The sequence below is a fragment of the Pseudovibrio sp. Ad26 genome, from assembly GCF_001623285.1.
Lineage (GTDB): Bacteria > Pseudomonadota > Alphaproteobacteria > Rhizobiales > Stappiaceae > Pseudovibrio > Pseudovibrio ascidiaceicola.
This window is the reverse complement of the sequence record NZ_LMCE01000047.1, coordinates 124,105-146,437: the sequence shown is the minus strand read 5'-3', so window position 1 is coordinate 146,437 and position 22,333 is coordinate 124,105. Positions and strand designations below refer to the sequence as shown.

The 22,333-nt window shown below is 50.3% G+C and carries 17 protein-coding genes and 1 riboswitch; of the genes, 7 read left to right on the top strand and 10 right to left on the bottom strand.

The genetic code is table 11. The features are described 5' to 3' along the window. Window positions 1–60: 60 nt before the first annotated feature. Window positions 61–1,302: a PQQ-dependent sugar dehydrogenase gene (locus PsAD26_RS07145; RefSeq protein ID WP_063309843.1), complete on the bottom strand. Its 1,242-nt coding sequence runs from the start codon at window positions 1,300–1,302 to the stop codon at window positions 61–63. Between the two features lie 287 nt (window positions 1,303–1,589). Continuing rightward, a riboswitch (SAM-I-IV-variant riboswitch) is annotated at window positions 1,590–1,720 on the top strand. A gap of 47 nt (window positions 1,721–1,767) precedes the next feature. On the opposite strand from PsAD26_RS07145, the gene PsAD26_RS07140 reads away from it, so the two are divergent. Further along, entirely contained in the window at window positions 1,768–2,148 is a 381-nt protein-coding gene (locus PsAD26_RS07140; RefSeq protein ID WP_208985554.1) for a hypothetical protein, read from the top strand. 29 nt (window positions 2,149–2,177) lie between these two features. On the opposite strand, the gene PsAD26_RS07135 is transcribed toward PsAD26_RS07140, so the two are convergent. From PsAD26_RS07135 to PsAD26_RS07105, 7 genes are all read right to left on the bottom strand, one after another. Further along, complete coding sequence (locus tag PsAD26_RS07135; protein WP_244278177.1) at window positions 2,178–2,627, bottom strand: group III truncated hemoglobin; 450 nt, start codon at window positions 2,625–2,627, stop codon at window positions 2,178–2,180. 32 nt (window positions 2,628–2,659) lie between these two features. After that, complete coding sequence (locus PsAD26_RS07130; RefSeq protein WP_063299644.1) at window positions 2,660–3,088, bottom strand: acyl-CoA thioesterase; 429 nt, start codon at window positions 3,086–3,088, stop codon at window positions 2,660–2,662. A 59-nt stretch (window positions 3,089–3,147) separates the two neighbouring features. Beyond that, the gene (locus PsAD26_RS07125) at window positions 3,148–3,561 is read right to left on the bottom strand and encodes a group III truncated hemoglobin (RefSeq protein ID WP_063309841.1); all 414 of its coding nucleotides are present in this window, start codon (window positions 3,559–3,561) and stop codon (window positions 3,148–3,150) included. A gap of 80 nt (window positions 3,562–3,641) precedes the next feature. After that, entirely contained in the window at window positions 3,642–4,331 is a 690-nt protein-coding gene (locus tag PsAD26_RS07120; RefSeq protein WP_063295455.1) for a Crp/Fnr family transcriptional regulator, read from the bottom strand. Window positions 4,332–4,550: 219 nt separating this feature from the next. Further along, window positions 4,551–5,348, bottom strand: coding sequence for a ChbG/HpnK family deacetylase (locus PsAD26_RS07115; protein WP_208981724.1), 798 nt, complete (start codon window positions 5,346–5,348; stop codon window positions 4,551–4,553). Between the two features lie 81 nt (window positions 5,349–5,429). Then, complete coding sequence (locus PsAD26_RS07110) at window positions 5,430–6,935, bottom strand: glycosyltransferase family 39 protein (protein WP_063309840.1); 1,506 nt, start codon at window positions 6,933–6,935, stop codon at window positions 5,430–5,432. Between the two features lie 85 nt (window positions 6,936–7,020). Then, window positions 7,021–8,169, bottom strand: a complete 1,149-nt coding sequence (locus PsAD26_RS07105) for a glycosyltransferase family 2 protein (protein WP_063309839.1) — start codon at window positions 8,167–8,169, stop codon at window positions 7,021–7,023. Between the two features lie 260 nt (window positions 8,170–8,429). On the opposite strand from PsAD26_RS07105, the gene hisS reads away from it, so the two are divergent. The 6 genes from hisS (at window position 8,430) to PsAD26_RS07070 (ending at window position 20,252) form a co-directional block, all read left to right on the top strand. Then, the gene (gene hisS, locus PsAD26_RS07100) at window positions 8,430–9,938 is read left to right on the top strand and encodes a histidine--tRNA ligase (protein WP_063309838.1); all 1,509 of its coding nucleotides are present in this window, start codon (window positions 8,430–8,432) and stop codon (window positions 9,936–9,938) included. 25 nt (window positions 9,939–9,963) lie between these two features. Then, window positions 9,964–11,061 carry an ATP phosphoribosyltransferase regulatory subunit gene (locus tag PsAD26_RS07095; RefSeq protein ID WP_063310074.1) on the top strand — a complete coding sequence of 366 codons (1,098 nt, stop codon included), beginning with the start codon at window positions 9,964–9,966 and terminating at the stop codon, window positions 11,059–11,061. Beyond that, window positions 11,061–12,026 carry an ATP phosphoribosyltransferase gene (gene hisG / locus PsAD26_RS07090; protein WP_063309837.1) on the top strand — a complete coding sequence of 322 codons (966 nt, stop codon included), beginning with the start codon at window positions 11,061–11,063 and terminating at the stop codon, window positions 12,024–12,026. The genes PsAD26_RS07095 and hisG overlap by 1 nt, the downstream gene beginning before the upstream one ends. A gap of 257 nt (window positions 12,027–12,283) precedes the next feature. After that, a complete protein-coding gene (locus PsAD26_RS07085; RefSeq protein ID WP_153041466.1) occupies window positions 12,284–17,551 on the top strand; it encodes a calcium-binding protein in 5,268 nt (1,755 codons plus the stop codon). Between the two features lie 311 nt (window positions 17,552–17,862). Then, window positions 17,863–19,209, top strand: coding sequence for a calcium-binding protein (locus PsAD26_RS07080; RefSeq protein WP_063309836.1), 1,347 nt, complete (start codon window positions 17,863–17,865; stop codon window positions 19,207–19,209). A gap of 209 nt (window positions 19,210–19,418) precedes the next feature. Then, a complete protein-coding gene (locus PsAD26_RS07070; protein WP_208985553.1) occupies window positions 19,419–20,252 on the top strand; it encodes a GNAT family N-acetyltransferase in 834 nt (277 codons plus the stop codon). Window positions 20,253–20,334: 82 nt separating this feature from the next. On the opposite strand, the gene PsAD26_RS07065 is transcribed toward PsAD26_RS07070, so the two are convergent. Both PsAD26_RS07065 and PsAD26_RS07060 read right to left on the bottom strand, forming a co-directional pair. Continuing rightward, entirely contained in the window at window positions 20,335–20,991 is a 657-nt protein-coding gene (locus PsAD26_RS07065; protein ID WP_084403616.1) for a DNA-3-methyladenine glycosylase I, read from the bottom strand. Between the two features lie 155 nt (window positions 20,992–21,146). Then, on the bottom strand, window positions 21,147–21,896 hold the full coding sequence (locus tag PsAD26_RS07060) for a protein phosphatase CheZ (protein ID WP_063309834.1): 750 nt from the start codon (window positions 21,894–21,896) through the stop codon (window positions 21,147–21,149). Window positions 21,897–22,333: the final 437 nt, after the last annotated feature.

The following is a 22,333-nucleotide window of genomic DNA, read 5'->3' as shown; positions in this document are numbered from 1 at the left end:
ACCAGAGGCATTGCTCTGGTCTTTTCTTTTAGGTGTATTGCTGCACGTCGGGAAAGCTCCCTACTCTTCGTAGTACATGCGATAGATACCGCCGGCAGAGTCATCTGAGATCAATAATGACCCGTCGCCAAGTTCAACCACATCAACCGGGCGGCCCAGATAATCGCCGCTGGCATCAATCCAGCCCGTGGCGACAATGCTTGGTGCTCCAGCTTCCTCTTTCTCGTTGATGGGCACAAACACCACGCGTGCGCCAATTGGCACTGAGCGGTCCCATGAGCCGTGCTGTGCGATGAAGACGCCGCCCTTGTACTCTTCAGGGAACATATCGCCTTGATAGAACGTCATGCCCAAACTTGCGGCATGGGCGTCTAGCTCAACTTCCGGGTTCACCACACCACTTGGGACAGGCTCATCAATATAGTGAGGAGTACGGACCGTTCCACCGCCATACCACGGGAAGCCGTAGTTCTTGCCCGGCTCGGTGCCTTTGTTCAGCTCTTCAGGCGGAATGTCATCTCCCATGCCGTCCACTTGATTGTCGGTAAACCAGAGATTGCCGGAGTTTGGATGAAACTCCAATCCTACGGAGTTTCTGATCCCGGTCGCGTAGACCTGACGGTCCATACCATCTGCGGTGATGGAGATAATGCCGCCTATGCCGAGGCTGTCATAGAGTTTCAGCTTCATCTTGGGTGGGACATTGTAAGGCTGTCCGAGCGAGATATAGATGCGGCCATCCGGGCCCTGATCACACACGCGGGAGGAGTGATTATAACTTTCTTCAGAGGGAGGGATAAGCATACCCTTGCCGACCAGCACCTTCACCGCAGGCTTGCCCTGCTCTTTGTTTTCCAATGCCTTCGGAAAACTCAGGACACGATTTTGCTCTGCGAGGACCAATGAGCCATCTTTGGTGAAGCACACACCATTGGGGATGATGAAGGACTGATCTGGAGCGAATTGGCGAACTTCTGCAGCTTTCTTGCCCTCTTCATCCGGAGTAACGACCCAGACTCTGTCGGTAGTCGTCCCTACAAAGACAGTTTTGCCATCAGGCGCGACTGCCATATGGCGGGCGTCAGGAACGGCAGCGTAAGGTTCGATATGGAAACCTTTGGGCATGACTACAACTTCAGTGTTGCGAGCCAGAGTTTTCTGCTCTTCAGAGACCTGCACCACAAACTCCGTTTTGACACCATCAACCATTTTGGTGGTCGTTGCTGACAGAGATGTGGTTAGCAGCAAGGCGTAGGCGCACCCTGTCAGGACTCCAAAGAGAACGGGCTTTGTGGTGCACATCGTTTTTTCCTTCCTGAAGGGCCTAGAAATTTGACTGAGAAAATTGATCGGAATATTTGGAATGCTCTGCCTTTTTGAGCTGCCACTATGCGCTCACTCAAAGTCTGAGGAGAATACTCAGATATGACGGGAATTCGGTTTATAGAACCACAAAAATTGAAGATATTCACTTAGCGGAAGTTGCGTTTTGTGGTGCTAGAATACGACATGACGTAAATTTGAAAGTGTGGACAAAGAACAAAGGAAAGGTGCCCACTTGCAATTGCCTCATTTTCGTGCCAAATCCTACGCATCATCAAGAGAAGGGCTGGCGCCCTCGCCAACCTGCCTAACCGGGCAAGGTGGTCTCCGCCAAAAGGGATGTGGTTTCGAAGTGAGGACGCTGTCTTCATCATTCGTAACAACCAAGCGGTAGTTTCAATGGATTTTGCGCCAGTCCTCCTCGGGAAACCGATGGAGGATTTAATGTTTGATATTGCTGGTCAGCCACAGTCTGCATGGCAATCGTATGTATCTGAATATGTGCCTCAATCTTTGAGGGAAGCCGTCGCACACCTTGCCGACGAGTTTACTGCTGCCTATTTGCTGGATTGTCTGATTCTGGAAAAAGGGCTGCGCAGTCGGCTGCTCTCCAACTCAACACGACAGCCAAACACGCCGCTGACCACCGACGAACGCTCTGACCGGTTTGCTATGTTGCTTCGCCTATGGGCAGAAGGATGCCATACCGTTGTTGACGAGCGCCTGTTTGCAGATACCGCACGCCGTCGCCCTGAAGAACTGGATGCATTACGCGAGTACTTCAGGCAAAACGCATTGCGCTCGAGAAAGAAATTCCCGAGCTAAGTAAGCTGCACTACAATACAAACTGATTTTTAAGCTGCGCGGCTGCCGAATTTTGCAGGAGGCGTAGCAAACGGGTCTGCGAACATTGCAAGCCACAGGCTCTGTGCAATGCGTTGTGCAGTTGCCAGAAGAAGCGGAGCCGCTTCTGGTGAGAAGATCGCGTAGACCTCCTCTTCAAACAGGTCCATCCACTCATGGAAATTCTCAGTGGAGACCCCTTGAATTCTAGCGTGAGCCGGAACCGGCTTGCCTTTATACGACCCAGTTTTTAGCAGAACTGATGCCCAAAAGTGCTTCATCTTGTTCAGATGCGGCCCCCAGTCCTCCCCCATCTCCCTCAGGAAAATGGGACCAAGGGTTTCATGCTGGCGGACCTTGCCATAAAAACTCTCAACCAGATGATTGATCTGGGCAGGTGTTATGGAAGGATCAAGCGGTGTCCGTTCACGCGCTGACATAACGGGAATTTTTGATGACACAGCTTGTTTCCTATTCCTAATCCGCGATCCGCTTAAGCTTTGTTGTACTTAGCACGTTGCTCTTCAGAGATCACAATCGGCTTGCCGTTATCGTCAACAGCAACAAAGGTGAACTGAGCATTCGTAACCTTCTCGCGATAGCCAAAGCGGTGACGCAAAGCCCAAGCCTCGATGGCAAGCGTTACAGAGGTTCTGCCAACACGGAGCACATTGGAGTAGACACACATTACATCGCCCACTTTAACAGGGCGGATAAAGGTCATGCTGTCGATCGCAACAGTCACAACGCGCTCCATGGCGCACTGGCTTGCTGCAATACCGGCGGCAATATCCATTTGAGAGACGACCCAACCGCCGAAGATATCGCCAGAAGCATTGGTGTCTGCCGGCATCGCCATTGTGCGCGTGGTCAGCTCCCCAATCGGCTGCTCTTCTTCGACAGCGTCTCTTGTATCATTCATAGTTCTAAAGCTCCGTAGATCCATCAAGCGAAATGCTATGCATGGCGAAGCTCAACTACTCAAGCAGGGATCATCGCCATATGGAAGCAATCAACAACCTGGGTCGCACATTTCTTGGTGTTGGCCCGAGCGGTTTCAGCAACGCATTCATCTACTGCATTCTCGAATAATTTCAACCAGCTGGCAATATCATCGCTGCATACCTGCTTTGCGGCACCACGATACTTGCCAAGAGGACGGCCAGAATAGCTTCTGTCTTTCATGAGAGCGGAGCACCAGAAACGCACGGCCTGAGCTTCGTAATCCTCCCAGTCGCATTTCATGCTACTCTGGTAGACCGATGCCAGCTCGCCATTATGGCGGAGCTTTTCTGAATGTCTGGCAACCAAAGCACGCACTTGAGAATGCGTCAGGTCAGGGTGAATTGGTGTGCACTCGTCCTGTGGGCGAATGTCAAAATGCTGATAGGTCATCTCGATGTTTCAGGAGCCTTGTTGGGACAAGGCCCATGCCCTTTTTGTTAGTTCGGGTCACTTTTACTCAAATACCGAGTTTAAAGCTCTGCGGCAGCTCGTAGCACCTCTGGCTTTTCGAGGCAGTAATATCCAGAGAGGCGACTGATAACGCCTTCTCTCTTCCAGACATTGAGTACGCGACTGACGTTCTCACGGGCACCACCAGCCATATTGGCGATTTCAGCCTGAGAGATCTTATAGTGAACGAGGATTTTACTGCTATCGACTTTTTTGCCAAACGTTTCAGAGAGTTGCAGCAATGTCTGCGCAACGCGCCCATTGAGTGGCAAGAACGATCGTGCGGCGAGAGCATCGTTTGAACGACGCAGGCGCGTGGCTACGATCTGCAGCATGTGACGGTAAACGGCGGGGTTCTCATCAGCATAACGATAAAATGCAGCTTTGGAGATAAATGCAAGCTGGCTCGGCTTAAGTGCCGTTACGGTAGCAGATCGTTCACTGCCATCAAGCAAAGCAATTTCACCTACCAGAGAGCCCTGTCCGAGAACTGCAAGCAGTTGCTCACTGCCATCCAACGAGACAACGGAGACTTTCATGCTGCCTTCGATGATTGCATAACAACCATTACCAGGATCCCCAGCCTTGAAGAGAACTGCGCCGGATTTCAATGACATAGGCTGAGCTATCTCAGAGAGACCATGTGCGTGTTCCTCGGCCAAACCCGACAGTGAAAAGCTGTTTTGAAGGAGTTCTTTGAACTTTGTCATCTTGCCACAAGATCCTGACGCGCCGTAGATTCAGTTTTTTAGTTTAAGCTGCATCAATATAATTGATGATTTTAATTAGGTCTATCATGCGGCCATTTTGTGACCGGAGTCACAGAGATATTCTTTAGTTTTAGGCAAATTAGGGGTGTTCATAAATACCCCAACGTTTATGGCAAATTCAAAAGGAACGATCTCTTCAACCGCAGGAAGAGATCGTTCTTAGAACAAGAAGATATCTTTTTCCATCAAAAGAAACGGAAATTCCTCACTTATCAGGAACTTCAGCTGGTTCTCACGGGATGAGCTCTGGCGCACGTTTTTCTTTTTGACGGGTTGGGCCTGCTCTTCAGGATAGGATGGCCGACATAGGACCATCGCCGAATCCTGCGCCTCATTGATTCCGTGCCAGAAGAAATCTCGCAGATCCGTGTCCTCATCAGCCATTGGCAGATCTGGACCTGAGAATATAGTTTCTAATCCGGCTTTGGTTGCGCGCTTGGAAATGGAATTGCTCGATCGACTAACACCAGCAGGCAATACCAGTGCAGGCTCTCGTCCTGTCATCATGCTAAGCACCGTGATGAGCGCTGAATGCACAGCAGGATGCTTTGCGAGGTTTCCCTGAATGGCAACAAAGGCTGGCGGACGAGCATAGACTTCTTCGAACAGGTCCACCTGAGCGGCGATCTCAGCGGCGATCGCCTCTTCCGGCAGCATCTTCATCGGGCTGCGCATTGCGTACCACCACGGCGCGGGGAACGTCTCTCCGAATACCGTCCGACCAAAATCAGTGAGTGGTCCGGCGGGTTTTGTCAGTGTGACTGTCAGGCCGACCATGGTTTCATGTTCGGCCCAGGCAACCACGTCACGAAGCTGGTAGAACTCCCTCGACCACATCTTGCCAGTGACAACACAGCCTACGGCAGAAAGCCGACCTGCGATGATAAGATCGCAGATCGCTCGGTCAACACCGTAGCTTTGCCCAAATTCGAGACTCGTCAAGAGGATGCGCTTCATCGCGCGGATCTCCCAATCCAAAAGGTTCAGGAGTACATTTAACAAAGCCTGCAAATTTAACGCAACGGAATCTCAGCTGTTTCAGTTGGATTTCAGGGGCTGTTTGGGGTCTGATAATCGGTAGACCCGTACATTTTCAATAGCTGTTTTTCCGAATAATCCCTTATTCTCTCGGGGGATGGTCTTTAGCAGCTCAACCTGATTGAAGTTGGCTTTCAGCTTTTGAGAGCGGTCTCTTCTTTCCTCGGTGACGTACAGCATGTCACTATTTTCGGGATTTTGGAGATTATCGGGAATCATTGCGTAGCGCATTCGCTCAGGAATTCCATAGACTTTGAGGTCTGTCTTCTTGAGCGCATTCGACATTTGGCCGGTCAAACCATAGCTGGTTGTGCCAATCCAATTGATGTCATTTGCGTCTGCCAACTCGGTCAGTTCATCGCCAATTTCTTGCCAACCACGCATTTGGTGCGTTGGATCTTTGCGGCCCAAAGATGTGCTGAGCGGGGTGTAGGCGTGGATATAAACCAAGCCAGCGACAACGACACCCAGGCCGACCGCAGTCGGAGCAAGCACTTTGAACCAGCGGCCAACATTAGCAGGCGGATAAGCTGCTGCAATACCAGCGAACAGAGCCAGTGTCGGGTACATTGGAGCTGGCCAGTTGCCCTGAACACGCGAATGGAGTGAATGGAAGGTCAAATAGACCAGGAACGGCAGGACAGTCAAAACCAGCAGACTGGCCGTGTTGTCTTGCCTTATCATTTTGCGGATGAGGCGCCATGCACCAACCATCGCAATAATGAAGACGAGTGGGTTCAGCAGGCCTGCAACGGCGCCAATGAACTCGCCAATGTATTTGACGGAATACCCTTCTGGTACAGAACGCCCAAACTGTTTTACGAAAGAAATCCACTCATGCTGTGAGTTCCAGTAGAGTACAGGAGAGAAGATCGCGATTGCCAGTGCTCCGCCGAGCCACAACTGCCAAGATAGGAAGTATCTGCGGTTCTCCGACACCCAGACCAACCACAGAATAATCCCCACCCCCAAGAACAACACAGAGTATTTTGAAAGAAGGCCGAATCCCGCGAAGATGCCAGCCAGAATCCACCAGTTAGCGTTTTTCGAAACCGTCAGCTCTGCCATGGCCCACAAAGCCAGTCCCCAGAAGAAAACAGAGGGTGCGTCAGGCGTAGCTAATAGAGAGCCGACATCAATCAGCAAACTTGCGTTGAAAAACAGGACTGTCCAGCCTGCGACGTGGGTATCATATAGGATTTTTGCAGTTCGCCAGAGCGCAAGGGAACCGATTGCAGCAGACAGGATACTGATAAAGCGAACACCAAGTGCTGTATCACCGAACAAGGACTGGCCAAGCCAGATCCAATAGGCAACCATTGGCGGGTGGTCATAGTAGCCCAATGCCGGATAAAGCCCCCATAAACGGTAGTAGGCTTCATCCTCAACCAGATCGACATTCATGCCAGTCGCCAGCCGCGCCAACGATAGCACGGCGACAATCAGAATCAGATTGGTCGGGCGCAACCAAAAGCTCAGCGGCTTTCCTGCGGGATTGTCCTGCATTTAAATGCTTTCCTCTAAGTGCTTTAACCTTGGTTTCCTGCGTTTCTTCTTCTGAAAAGCGGCTCTCACTATCCGGAGAAACGCTTTAGCCTTTGCGCCATGTCAGAGCGTTGGAAACAACGTAATTCCAAACCGCGCCCATAACAGCGCCAGCAGCACCAGCAAACCACCAGATTGGTTTGTTCGTGTAGATCAACTCTGCCACACCAACGTTTGCCAAAATTCCAAAGCTACATATCACATAGAATGTGAGCAGACCTTTGACCCACGCAAGCCCTGTCAAACGACGGTCGCGATAGGTCAGACGGTTGTTGAGGAAGAAGTTCGAAGACATGGCCACAAAGGTCGCAATCAACTGTGAGAGGCCAAATGTCATGCCGAAGACAGCAAGGAAGATCTTCAGTGCGATGAGGTGAACAACGACACCTGTTCCACCGACCATGGAATACATAAGAAAGCGAACTGAAATCTTGTCATCGAAGATTTTGGAGACCAGCAAGCCGAGGTAATCCATAGTCACCAATGTATCGAGCTTGCTTTCACCGTGTTGACGCTCACGAAAAACGAAAGGCAGTTCTTTCACACGCAGAGCGCCTTTTCCGCTGGCGACAATATCAAGCATGATCTTGAAGCCTTGAGAAGACAAACGTGGAGCGAGCTCAACGAACCTGTCACGGCGCAGCATAAAGAAACCGCTCATTGGATCAGATAGCTCTACTTTAAGGAACTTCCGGGCCAGATTGTTGGCGAGGTTGGAGCCCCATGCACGGATTGAAGAAAGACCTGTCCCAACATCTCCACCTTCCACATGGCGGGAAGCAACGCAGATGTCGTAGCTTTCAGAACGAAGGGCATCGAGCATCTTGGGCAACAGGCTCTCATCATGCTGAAGGTCAGCATCCATCACAGCTACAAATTTGGAGCTGGATGCCAGCATGCCTTCGATACATGCGCCGGACAAACCACGGCGTCCAATACGCTGAACAATGCGAACGCGCGGATCTTGCTGCGCAATTTCTGCAGTGACTTTAGAGGTACCATCTGGAGAATTATCATCAACAACAATAACTTCCCAAGCTACGCCAGCGAGCGCTTTATCCAGCAGCTCAACCACGATGGGCACGTTTTTGCTTTCGTTATATGTCGGCAACACAACGGTTAGCTCTGTCGGTCCGGTGAGGCGACCTTCGAATTTGCTGATTTCAGTTGGTTCGTAATTGGTGTTTGACACCATGATTTCTCCAGTGTGCAGACCTTCCTATGCATTCGTAAGGGAATGGTCCTTCCATTTTTTGGGGCGACCTTAGCTTCTCTAGACGCTATTGCAAGTATTGATTGGGAAATTTGCGCCGGATTGCATCCCCTTCGCGCCTTGCTCTCCCCTGCTCAATGGGCTAGGAGACTGACAACAGCATGCTTCCCTTAGTGCGTTCCGGGGACTTATTGTGGGAAGCGTTTGCAACAACCCTTTTATTTCATGGATGAGACGGCCTCATGGCAAAAAAGAAAAGTGCCAAGCTCAAAGCTCGTTTACCGCGCGGATTTGTAGATCGCGGTCCAGCTGAACTGCAGGCAATGGAGCAGATGCTCTCCATTATCAAGCAGACTTATGAGCTTTACGGCTTTGAGCCCGTGGAAACTCCAATGTTTGAGTACACTGATGCTCTTGGCAAGTTTTTGCCAGATCAGGACCGTCCGAACGCTGGTGTGTTTTCGCTGCAAGATGATGACGAGCAATGGATGAGCCTGCGGTATGATCTGACCGCGCCCCTCGCCCGTCACGTGGCCGAGAATTTCGAAAGCCTGCCAAAGCCTTACCGCAGCTATCGCGCTGGTTATGTGTTCCGTAACGAAAAGCCAGGGCCGGGTCGTTTCCGTCAGTTCATGCAGTTTGATGCGGATACGATTGGTGCGCCTTCTGTCTCTGCTGATGCAGAAATCTGCATGATGGCTTCTGACACCATGGAACGCCTCGGCATTGCTCGCGGTGACTATGTGATCCGCGTGAACAACCGCAAGGTTCTGGACGGTGTGATGGAGGTGATCGGCCTTTCCGGGGACGAACACGCTGATACCCGTCTGACCGTTCTACGTGCTGTCGATAAACTGGATCGTCTTGGTGTTGAAGGCGTGAAGCTGCTTTTAGGTGAAGGCCGTAAGGATGCTTCCGGTGACTTTACTAAGGGTGCTGGCCTTGGTGATGCAGAAGCAGAAAAGGTGCTGGCCTTTGTGGAAGCTGGAGGCGAGACTACCGACCAGACCATCGAGAACCTGCGCGGTTTGATCGCAGACAGTAAAACCGGCGCTGAAGGCGTTGAAGAACTGGCGACCATGGGCAAACTGTTTGATGCAGCTGGCTATACCGATGGTCGTGTTCTGATCGATCCATCCGTTGTGCGTGGTCTGGAGTACTACACCGGTCCTGTTTATGAAGCTGAACTGACCTTTGAAGTGAAAGACGAAAAAGGTCGTCCTGTACGCTTTGGCTCTGTTGGTGGTGGTGGCCGTTATGACGGTCTCGTTTCCCGCTTCATGAGCCAGCCTGTACCTTCTACCGGCTTCTCCGTTGGTGTTTCCCGTCTGATGGCAGCGCTTACCACGCTTGGCAAGCTTGGTCAGGAAGAGATTGCTGGTCCCGTGGTTGTTTGCGTGATGGACAAGGACATCGATTCACTTGCCCATTATCAAGCCATGGTTCAGGAACTACGCACTGCGGGTATCCGTGCAGAAATGTATCAGGGTAATCCAAAGCAGTTTGGCAAGCAGCTTCAGTACGCTGACCGCCGCAACTCACCTTGCGCCATCATTCAGGGCTCTCAGGAGCGTGAAGAAGGCGAAGTTCAAATCAAAGATCTCATTGAAGGTAAACGCCTTTCTGCTGAGATTGAAGATAACAAAACCTGGCGCGAAAGCCGTCCTGCACAGTTTGCTGTGAAGCGGGATGATCTTGTTGCAGAAGTGAAAAAACTTCTGAGCGCTCAGGAAGAAGATCGCGAGAACTAATATGACATTGGGGGATAACCGCAGTATGGCTTTGAGCCAGCTTTTTCGGGATGCAGGTTATGAAGAGGCGACCCCGCCAATCTTGCAGCCAGCCGATATCTTTCTGGATCTGGCTGGTGAAGACTTACGGCGGCGCCTGTTTCTGACCACAGGAGAAGACGGACAAGAGCTTTGCTTGCGTCCTGACTTTACCATTTCGATTGCCCGACATTATCTGGAAACAGGTGAAGCGGGTCGTACTGCGGCGTTCTCCTATGTTGGTCAAGTTTTCCGACATCGACCTGGGCAACTGGGTGAAACTATGCAGGCTGGCGTTGAATCCATTGGCCGCGCGGATGAAGAACAGGCTGATGCCGACATGCTTAGCCTTGCTCTAGAGGCTGCGGATAAGCTGGGCCTGTCCTTCCCTCGCATTCGCGTGGGCGATGAAGGCCTTTTCACAGCTGTGCTGCAAGCGCTTGAAATTCCAAAGGTCTGGCAGCGTCGTCTACGTGACGTATTTGGTGAACGTGATCGGCTGGATCAGGTTATCACCCGAATGAGCGGAGTTGAAGCCAAACCGGATGCTAAGCTGGGCTTCCTTGCGGCTCTTGAAGGACGTGACCCAGAAGCTGCAGTCGCGGTTGTTGAAGATGTACTTTCGCTTGCGGGTATTTCTGCAGTTGGTGGACGTACAGCTCACGAAATTGCTGAGCGTTTCATGGAACAAGCTGCATTGTCAGCAGGCTCTGGCGTGGACAAGGATGCGATTTTACGTCTGAGCGAGTATCTCAATGTCTCTGGTCCTCCTCCTGCGAAAGCGGTTGAGACCTTGCATGGGTTTGCCAAAGAGACCGGGCTTAATCTGGATACTTCCATCGAACGCTTGGCTAAGCGTACCGACCTGATGGCATCGCGTGGCATTGATATTTCAAAGCTGGAGTACTCTGGTGATTTCGGTCGTCGCCTCGATTACTACACCGACTTTGTCTTCGAAATTCATCATGAATCCAGTGAACATCTTGGACAAGTGATCGGTGGTGGGCGCTATAACAAGCTGGTGGAACGCCTTGGTGCGCCAAGCACTGTTCCCGCTGTTGGCTTTACAATCTGGCTGGACCGCGCTTTTGAGGGAGCAAGCTGATGAGCTCTAATCTTATTCTTGCTATTCCTTCCAAGGGTCGTCTTCAGGAAATGACCCATGCATTCTTCGCACGTGCTGGTCTGAAAATGAAACGTCCGGGCGGTGATCGCAATTACCGCGGTACCTTGAAGGGCGTGGACGGTGTTGAGATCGCATTCCTTTCAGCCTCCGAGATTGCGCGTGAGATTGCTGCCGGTACGGTTCACTTCGGGATTACCGGAACCGATCTGGTCAACGAGAACATCGACCGTCCTGAGGAAAAGACGCATATCATCATGGCCCTTGGCTTCGGCCATGCAGACGTTGTAATCGCTGTTCCGACGGCATGGATTGACGTGTCTACCATGTCCGATCTTGCTGATGTTGCTTCAGATTTTCGGGCGCGGCATGGTCGTCGTCTGCGGATTGCGACCAAGTATGTGAATCATACACGGCAGTTCTTTGCGGAAAAGGGCATTGCAGATTACCGGATTGTGGAGAGTGCCGGAGCGACTGAAGGAGCACCTGCTGCGGGTTCAGCTGAGTTAGTGGTAGATATCACCTCGACCGGTTCTACGCTGAAAGCCAACAACCTGAAGATCCCCGAGGATGGTGTAATTGCCAAGTCTCAGGCGCACCTTGTGGCATCCAGAACGGCTAACTGGGATGAGAAAGCCCTTCAGGCTGCGCGCCTTATGCTGGACCGGATTACAGCACAGGATAACGCTCACAACTTCAAGGAGATGCGCACTGTTGTTGCTAATCCCGCAAGTGTGCTGGAAAAGGTCGCTTCACTTGGCTGTGTGGCTCCATTTGGTATCGAAGGCTCTTCGCTGATCCTGCACTGTCCTGCTTCCAGAGTTCCTGAATGTGCAGATAAGTTGCGCGAAGAAGGGGCTCAAATGGTTACAGTGACGCCGCTGGAATATGTGTTCCACACGGCGAACCCGCTTTTTGAGCCTCTGGCACAAAAAGTCGCAGGCTAAGACCTAAACCACTGAGAAAAATTTTCGAACGCACCTCTGACCGGGGTGCGTTTTTTATTGCGTTGATTTGCGTTACTTCCGGTAAATCTGCGTTTTTGTGTATCTGCAGACCATCTACAGTAACATCAAAATACTCATCCATCCAATTTATGTAAATTTGGCTCTTTCCCTGAGTCACCTAGACACAACCTTGAGGTGCATTTCTTATATGTGCTCTATGCACATATTTAAATATTTATGAAATTCGAGGAAAACAGATGGCTGCAGATAAAATGCCTCTTGAAGGTGACAACAGCTACGGTTTCAAGCGTGGAATAGGCAAAGACTATTTTGGAGGAGCGCCTGGTATCACCACCATTCGTTTTGATGGTGACCTCACACTAAGTGATTTTAAGATCCGCCTGGAAGGTGGCGATCTGGTTTTTTATCTTATCGATCCGGCCAATCCAAATCAGCCGCTTAATGAGATTGCTGATGTTTTTTACGTCGATAACTGGATTGCTGGTGATCACGGTATTGAACGGTTTGAGTTTGCTGATGGGACATCACTGTCGAAAATTGCCGTACAAAGTAACGGACGCCTAAAGCTCTATGGAACTGATGGTGACGATGCCTTTATCGGTACTGCCGATAGAGATGAGATTTACGGCAGTGCTGGTGCGGACACTATTGATGGTAAAGGCGGTACCGACATCGTCAACTATCTTCTATCTAATGCTGGCGTGACTGTTAATCTTGCGACAGGTGAAGGCTCTGGTGGCCATGCTGAAGGCGATCAGATCTCAAATGTCGAGTCCATCATTGGTTCTTATCATGACGATGTCCTGATTGGTGATGATGGCAACAACAACCTGTTTGCTCAGAACGGTAATGATCACCTGGAAGGTGGAGCCGGTGATGATTGGCTCAATGCTTATGGCTCTGGAGCAGACTATCTTGATGGCGGTTCCGGAAACGACACTGTACGCTATCGCTGGTCAGGATCTGCGGTTACCGTGGACCTGACAAATCAGGCAAACAATGCTGGTGATGCTGCTGGTGACGTCTACGTTTCCATCGAAAACGTGATGGGCAGCAACAGCTACGGTGACCACATCACAGGCGATGCTGGTGACAACAAGATCTGGGGCTACGGAGGCAATGACACGCTTGAAGGCGGCGATGGGAATGACACCCTCCTTGGCGGAAATGGCAACGACATCCTGAAAGCCGGTAATGGTGATGATTATCTCGACGGTGGAGCCGGAGACGATGAGTTCCATTATGGTGAAGGCGTCACCACCTTCCGCTATGACCTTGGTGATGGCGACGACACCATTCATGTCAATCACGACGTAGATTCTTCCTACAATGACAAAATCGTCTTTGGTCCAGGCATCTCACCTGACGAGATCACAGTAACTCGCCAGGGAGAAGGCACAGATAAATATGGCACCGAACGAGATGATCTTGACCTCCTGCTGACATTCAAGGATGGCAGCACCTTGCTCGTCAAAGAAGCTTTTTATTATGGACCGAATGGCTTTGCCTTCGGAGAACTTCAGTTCGCAGATGGTACTGTCTGGAACTGGGAAAGCTTCAACAAGATGCGCTTTGAAAACGCTGGTGACGAAGGTGAAGAGCTCGCTGGCACCCTAGGCGATGACGTGATTGATGGCCGAGGCGGTGACGATAAAATCGACGGTTACACTGGCGACGACCACCTCATTGGCGGTGCTGGAAACGATACTCTCCAAGGACACGACGGGGACGATCATCTTGAAGGTGGGGCCGGCAACGATAAGCTGAGCAGTTCCGCTGGTAACAACATCCTTGATGGGGGAGACGGCAACGACACCTTCTTCAGCATCACTTATGGTGAAGATCAGATCCTTGGCGGAAGCGGAGACGACACCATTTATGCAGTAACTGGCACTTCCGTTATCACCGGAGGAACAGGTGATGATATAATAAATGTCTCCTCTGCAGAAGTTACCGTCCATTATGATCTCGGTGATGGCAACGACATCGTTGACTTATGGTATCCAGAAAAACCAATTCATAAAAATCATGAGGTAATTTTTGGCTCTAGCATCTCACCCGATGAAGTTACTGTCAGGCGTGTCGGAGAAGGCACGGATGCGTATGGGAAGAACCGTGATGATCTTGACCTTCTATTGACCTTTAAGGACGGCGGAACGTTACTCATCAAGAACGCTTTCTTTTACGGACCTAACGGTTTTATCTTAGGTGAGCTCCACTTTGCAGATGGCACTGTCTGGAACTGGGAGACCTTCAACAAAATGCGTTTTGAGAACGCAGGGGATGAAGGTGAAGAGCTCGCTGGCACCCTAGGCGATGACGTGATTGATGGCCGAGGCGGTGACGATAAAATCGACGGTTACACTGGCGACGACCACCTCATTGGCGGTGCTGGAAACGATACTCTCCAAGGACACGACGGGGACGATCATCTTGAAGGTGGGGCCGGCAACGATAAGCTGAGCAGTTCCGCTGGCAACAACATCCTTGATGGGGGAGACGGCAACGACACCTTCTTCAGCATCTCTTATGGTGAAGATCAGATCATTGGCGGAAGCGGAGATGATACCATATATGCGGTAACTGGTACTTCCGTTATCACCGGAGGAACAGGTGATGATACAATCAATGTCTCCTCTGCTGAAGTTACTGTCCATTATGATCTCGGTGATGGCAACGACATCGTTGACTTATGGTACCCAGAAAAACCAATTCATAAAAATCAAAAGGTAGTTTTTGGTTCAGGTATCTCACCAGATGAAATTACCGTAACGCGAGTTGGAGAAGGCACGGATGCATTTGGGAAGAGCCGTGATGATCTTGACCTTCTGCTGACCTTTAAAGACGGTGGTACCCTACTTATCAAGAACGCTTTCTATTTTGGGGCAAGTCATCTCAACTTTAGCGAGTTCCAGTTTTCGGACGGCACAGTTTGGAACTGGGAAGACTTCAACAAGATGCTCTACGAAAATGCAAGTGACGCGGACGAACGCTTCTTAGGAACTTTAGGTGATGACACAATCTACGGCCTCGGCGGAGATGATGTAATTATTGGCCTTTCTGGGGATGACCACCTCATCGGCGGTGAAGGAAATGACGATCTCTTCGGCGCAGAAGGGAACGATCATCTAGAGGGCGGTGCTGGCGACGATAAACTAGAGGGTTGGTTAGGCAACTCAATCCTTGATGGAGGAGATGGAGACGATACAATTTTCAGTACCACTGATGGGGTAGACCAGATCTTCGGAGGAAGTGGTGATGATACAATCTTTGTCAGGTATGGGTCTGCGGTTGTAACTGCTGGTGCGGGCGATGATACACTTAAAATCTCGTTGGCAGATGTCACTCTTCACTACAACCTTGGGGATGGGAGTGACGTCGTTGATTTTTGGTACCCAGACAAACTGAAGAATGAAAATCATAAGTTGGTTCTTGGCGAAGGTATATTGCCAGATGAGGTTGTGGTCACGCGGACATCAGCCACTTCAACCAGTCTTCTACTGACCTTTAAAGATGGCGGAACTTTGCTTCTAGGTCAGGTCATGGATCGGTATACTTTGCGCTCTGATTTCGGTGAGATCGAGTTTGCTGATGGTACTGTCTGGAACTGGGAGAACATCAACCAGAAACTTCAAGAGCACATCAGCGACGGGAACGACGTTGTTGGAGGAACCTCCGGTAATGACATCATTGATGGCATGGGCGGAGATGACACCATTTACGGTGAAGCAGGTGATGATGTCCTCTCAGGAGGAGATGGAAACGACGACCTAAAAGGTGGCGCAGGGAATGATCAACTCAGCTCCGGCAAGGGAGATGACTACCTTGACGGTGGTGATGGTGACGATGTCCTCGCAGCCAACGGTATAGGAACTGCCCAACTTCATGGCGGTAATGGCGATGATACCCTCTATCACATACAGGGCTCATCAATCTTAAATGGCGGAAATGGTGATGACACCATCCATTATTTTGGGGGTGATATCACAGTTCAGTATGGAGTCGGCGATGGTGATGACATCATTCGCGCAGGTGGGCTTGCGGGCCCCAACAACAAGCTCATGCTTGTGGGAGCAAAGCCGAATGAAGTCCTTTTGAGGTATGCGGGAAGCGACTCAATTGAGTTTACTTTCAGCGATGGTGGTACATTGCTTCTTGAAAACGGCTATTTCCAATCATCTGAAAAACTGCTGTTCAGCGAAATTCAGTTTCTTGATGGAACAGTCTGGACCTGGGACGACGTCAACCAAAAGCTCATCGACAGTGCAGCAGCCCACGCTGCAGATCACGGAGTGACCGGAGGTGATGACACCATCAACGGTACAGTTGACGGTGATATTATCAAAAGCCTTGCAGGCGATGATGTAATTGATGGCGGTGCAGGAAGAGACTTCATTTTTGCAGGAGACGGCAACGACACCGTCAAAGGAGGAGATGACAAGGATATACTTAGTGGTGGCGATGGAGACGATCACATTTCTGGTGGCGCTGATGATGATAACATCAACGGTGGTGCAGGAGATGATCAAATCTTCGGTGGCGAAGGCAACGACCACCTCTCCGGTGGAGAGGGAGATGATATCGTCAAAGGTGGCGCCGGGAACGACCAGCTCAGCGGCGGCATTGGTAATGACACCCTTGATGGAGGTGATGGTGATGATGTCATTTCAGCCTACCATGACGGGAATAGCTCGCTTATCGGCGGAGCTGGAAACGATAAGTTCTACACGCTTCCATCACCAACGCTGTCTAACTTTGTAAAAGTTGAAGGTGGAACCGGGGATGACATCCTTGAGTATATCGGCGGCGAAGTTTCATTCCATTATGACCTTGGAGATGGAAATGACACTATCCGTACAGCTAGCGTGCTGAACCCACACAGCAAGATTGTCTTTGGTGAAGGTGTTTCACCGGATGAAGTCATGATTGAGCGACAGGGTAATATCGAAAGCAGCTGGTCTGGCCTCCAATACACCTTCAAGGATGGTGGTAGCATAGTCATCACGACTGCATTCACCGACACTCCAGGCGAACTGCAGTTTGGTGAGATTCAGTTTGCAGACGGCACTGTCTGGAACTGGGAAGACATCCATCGGAAGCTTCTGGAAACCGCAAGTGATGAAGGTGAAATCCTTTGGGGTACGAATGGTGATGACGTCATTAACGGTCTTGGCGGAGATGATGTAATTGATAGTGTAGAAGGTGATAACCAGATTAATGGTGGAACTGGAAACGACATTATCACCAGCGGTTTTGGAGATGACACAATCATATTCGGAGAGAACTTCGGAAATGACACACTCATCGATTTTCATTTCGGCGAAGGCTCTCGTGACACCATACAGTTCACAGATGGTGTGTTTGAAAGCTTTGAGGATGTGATGTCTGCTGCTCGTCAGGAAGGCTTTAATACAGTCATTCAACTTGATGAAGACAACTCAATCACTCTCCAGCATGTCGATGTTTCGCATTTACATGCTGATGACTTTGCATTTGTCTCTTAACTTTTACATATAGCACTCAACTTCGAAGCCTCGGCACTACCGTGCCGAGGCTTTGTCGTAACCACATCTTGGAAGTTATGACGAAAACTTCTTTAGCCGTTTGGAATACACTTTACATCCTAGGTTCCGATGCGGCTTGTAAAAGGAAAATATCTATAAACTATTGTTATTTTTAACATTTTTAAGCATATAAGATCGAGAATTTGTATTTTCAATTCACTCTGGGTCAGCCATACGCAACCATTAGCTGCATAAATATTACGTGCAATCTGCACATTTATAAAAATTTATGAAAATCGAGGATCGTAGCCATGAAAATCCAACTCGGAAGTGGCAATGAGAACTATTCTACTTCTAGTTCTGAAGACCACCTTGTTTTAGCCGGTGCAGGCAATGACACGATCAGAACTGCCGCAGGCGATGATCGGCTCTACGGGGAAGTTGGGAATGACAGCCTAAGTGGTGGAGAAGGTGATGATTACCTGGATGGTGGCACTGGGAATGACATTTTATCTGGTGGTGCTGGGCACAATACTTACTTCTTCGACAGAGGCTATGACAAAGACGTTATTAAGGATGCTTTGGGCAGTGATGTCGTGAAGTTTGGTGCCGGCATAACGATGGATAGCATCAGGATTACTGCCGGCGGACCTGACAACAAAGATCTGAAGATTTACCTTATTGATCAAGCAAACCCAGAGCAGCCTCTCGATGAGATTACAGATGTTCTGACAATCGAAAACGGTGTGGGCGATCAAATCTTGGCAGACCAGTTTGTGTTTGCTGATGGTTCGACATTGCCAAAATTCGAAGTCCATGAAGATGGAAGTCTCAGATACTTTGGTACTGATGAAGACGACACTTTCGTCGGGTCTGATGCAGACGAAGAGATTTACGGAAGCGCTGGCATCGATATCATTGATGGTGGTGGTGGTCGCAATGCCATCAGATACAACAACTCTGCTGAAGCGGTATCAGTCAATCTGGCGACCGGTGAGATATCCGGTGGCGATGCTGAAGGTGATCAGCTCACGAACATAAGTCAGGTTTTCGGCTCAAGTTATGACGATGTGATCATTGGAGATGACAACAACAACGGTCTTTTTGGCCTTGATGGAGATGACCACTTGGAAGGTGGTGGCGGTGATGACTGGCTAAATGCCTATGGCTCTGGTTCTGATTACCTTGATGGCGGCACCGGCAATGATACCGTGCGATATCGCTGGTCAGAGTCAGCTGTCACGGTAGATCTTACTGACCAGGCTAACAATGCAGGTGATGCAGCTGGAGATACCTACGTCTCCATTGAAAACGTCATGGGAAGCGATGAGTTCGGCGACATTATTGTTGGTGACGCTGGCAACAATAATCTCTGGGGCTATGGTGGCGATGACACCCTCACAGGAGGAGACGGCGACGATACTTTCTTGTTTGAAAAGAATTTTGAACATGACACCATCATAGACTTCACTGCGGGTGCCAATTCCGAAGACACTATTCGTTTCACAGATGGCAGTTTTGAGAGCTTTGAGGATGTCATTGCCGCAGCAACAGCTGCCGGGGCCGACACCATCATCCAATTCGATGATGACACTTCAATCACCCTTCAGAATGTTTCTGTAGCTGACCTTCATGCAGATGACTTTGCATTTGTCTAAGTGATAGGAAATTAGACAACTATGAAGCCCCGGCAATTGCTTGCCGGGGCTTCTTTTATAGCGCAAATCACAGAGCTCATTTTGATAAGTGGCGAATGGGTGACAGGTGCTACCGCACACTTAACGTAGGTTGGCTTTCCCTTGCGTGCGGTGGGTTTCTTCAATAGCAATGCGCTGATTGATAGAAAAGTTATTTTAAGGACCGCGACGTGGGAAACGGACAGGATTTGGCGCAAACGCTGGGGGTACGCAGTGATCTCCTTGTGGAACGGAGCGTTAGCGAAGTTGTAGTGCATCCAGACCGGATTGTTCTGCGCATCCCGGATGAGCCTCATTACTGGGCTGGCAATATGGTGTTCTTTCGCGGCGATAAGGTCGATCCTGAACAGCAGATCGCGCAGTTTCGTAAGGACCTTCCAGAGGCGGCGCATACGATGTTTGGGTGGGATACGCCTGACATGAAGATCGGGCCAGAGCACGCTCCCTTCTCCAAGCTTGGATACGAGCTGGAACAGATCGATGTCCTGAGCCTGACCCAACCTCTCAACCGTGCTCCTACGCCCGATGGGATCAACATACGCCCGATTGAGGCCGAAGAGGACTGGAAGCAAGTCATCGCGCTTCAGATCGATACTGCTGTTGAGCAAGGTTATGACCGCGATAGCTTCGGGGTTTACGTGTCTAAACGTTTTGAGAGCCGTCGCAGACAGATTAAGGCAGGACTGGCGAACTGGTTTGGCGCCTTTGATGGGGATCTCTTGGTTGCTGATCTGGGTATCTATGCCGACGCAGCTGTTTCGCGCTTTCAGGAAGTTGAGACACGCCCCAGCCATCGTAAGCACGGCATATGCGCGGCACTCGTCACAGTTGGGGTAGATTGGGCTAAGGCGCAGGCACCTGAAACAATACCTGTTTTACAAGCTCACAGTGACGGTCCTGCAGGGCGGATCTATCGGCGTTGCGGCTTCGAGCATCGCGAAACTCTCGTTCTTGCGATCCTTCCGCCTCAAGGCACCTTTGAGCGCCCCGCTGACACTGCATGATTGAGACTTAACGGAATAGCTTCAACAGTAGTTTGAGGTGAGTGGTCCCCTCACCTCATAGACCTCATCACCAATACTCTTGCTAGGCTGTCACAGGACGCACGATAGCCTCACGTTTGGCTTCAACAATGTCCCGGCAGCAACAGCCTTCCAGGTGGTCGTTGACCATGCCCATGGCTTGCATGAAGGCGTAGACGGTGGTTGGACCTACGAAAGACCAGCCGCGTTTTTTGAGATCTTTGGAGATGGCCGTGGAGATTTCGGTTTTACCGAGCGTCTTGAGGTTGGCGTAGTCACAGACCTCGGGGCGTTGGTCCTCGGTTGGTTCCCACTTCCAGAAATAAGCTGCGAGTGAACCAAATTCCTCGCGCATTTCCAGTGCACGATTGGCGTTGTTGATGGTGGAAGTAATTTTGCCGCGGTGGCGGATGATGCCGGCATCCTGAACAAGGCGTTCAATGTCATTTTGTGTAAACTTTGCGACCTTCTCAAAGTCGAAACCTGCAAAACCGGCGCGGAAGTTCTCGCGTTTACGCAGAATAGTGATCCAAGACAGGCCGGACTGAAAACCTTCGAGGCAGATCTTTTCAAAGAGGCGGATATCGTTGGTGACCGGATGCCCCCACTCGTTATCATGATAGGCCTGATAGAACGGGTCTCCACCATGCCACCAGCAACGGTCCTTGCCGTCTTCTCCGCGGATCAGTCCTTCAGCAATCGGTGTTGAATTCTGGTCCATTGCCTTGCCCTTCATGGTCAATTGTCTCTGCGGGTTCTTGTTGGGCAACCATCAGTCACCCTCAATAACCCACTCAAAATGTTTATGTTATGTTCTCCTATAAAGCATTGGCTTGCCAAAATAGCAAGCCATCTGCACGTCTCTTTTAGAAAAGATCAGTCGAACAATGCGTCAATGTCATCCTGTGTCACGGTACCAGCTTCCACATCCAAAGCCGGACCATGAAGCAGTGCAGAATCGTCGCCTTCTTTCTCAGAGGAAATGCGATCACTGATCTCCTTGAAGCTTTCAATACCGCCCCAAATCTCAATCATACGGATGATGCGCTCTTCAACGAATGACAAGGTGTTCACCACCTTGCTGATGCGCTGGCCGGTCAGATCCTGGAAGTTGCAGGCTTCAAAGATCGACACCACCTGCTCATGAATGTCGGTTACAAGGCCTTCGTGCTCACTTGGAACCATTGGCATAACGGTTGCCGCACTCTGGTCGATGACTTCAGCTGCGGTCAGGATTTGCTCGGTCGCGCCTTCGGTTCCTGACACAATCGCGCCAAGCTCCAATGTCACACGGCCACGCTCGTCATTATCAACGCTTGCCTTGTTGTGAAGAGCAGCAATTTCATTCTTGGTTTCAGCGATTGCTTGATAAATCGCATCCAGCTCACCCTTGAGCTTTGCAGCCTCGCCGATTTCCTCACGCAGTTCTTCTGCGACGCGTCGGGACAGTTCTTGTGGGTCAGTTGCCGGAGATCCTACCAACTCTTTCAAGCTGGCAATTTCTTCCATAATCTGCTGGTGACGCAACTCTTCACCATTGTCCTGAATCGGAGTGCTTACTTCGGTGCGTGTGCTACGCACTCCGAACTGAGCCTCTGCACGAAAGGTTTTTCTTACAACTGACATCCCAACCCCGAACTCATGAAGCCAATACGCTTCCTAATGAGGACCACACCGTCGCTACTCCTGTCCGGCGATGCGCCCTCTTTTGTTTTCCGCCCTTTCTTCGCAAACTGGCACAGGCTTACGAAGACAGGCTCTCAATTACAGGTTTTAAATAGCAATCCCGGTCACAAGACGCGCCCATGCACCCATAAGTAAGATGGGCACGATTCGCACTCCTGCACGCCGGTCACTACTCACTTACTTCTTAGAGTGTTAATTATTACCTTAGATTTATCAGCATTGATTTTTAAAGATAATTCCGGCAATTGGCCGCATAGTTCAGTAACAATTGGTTAACCTTAGTTTGAACTAGCATAAATTACATTGCTAATTTTAACAGTTACTAGAGCTGCAACTTCTAGTTTTCCGGGGACATCGGGTCATTGGCAAGGTCCAGA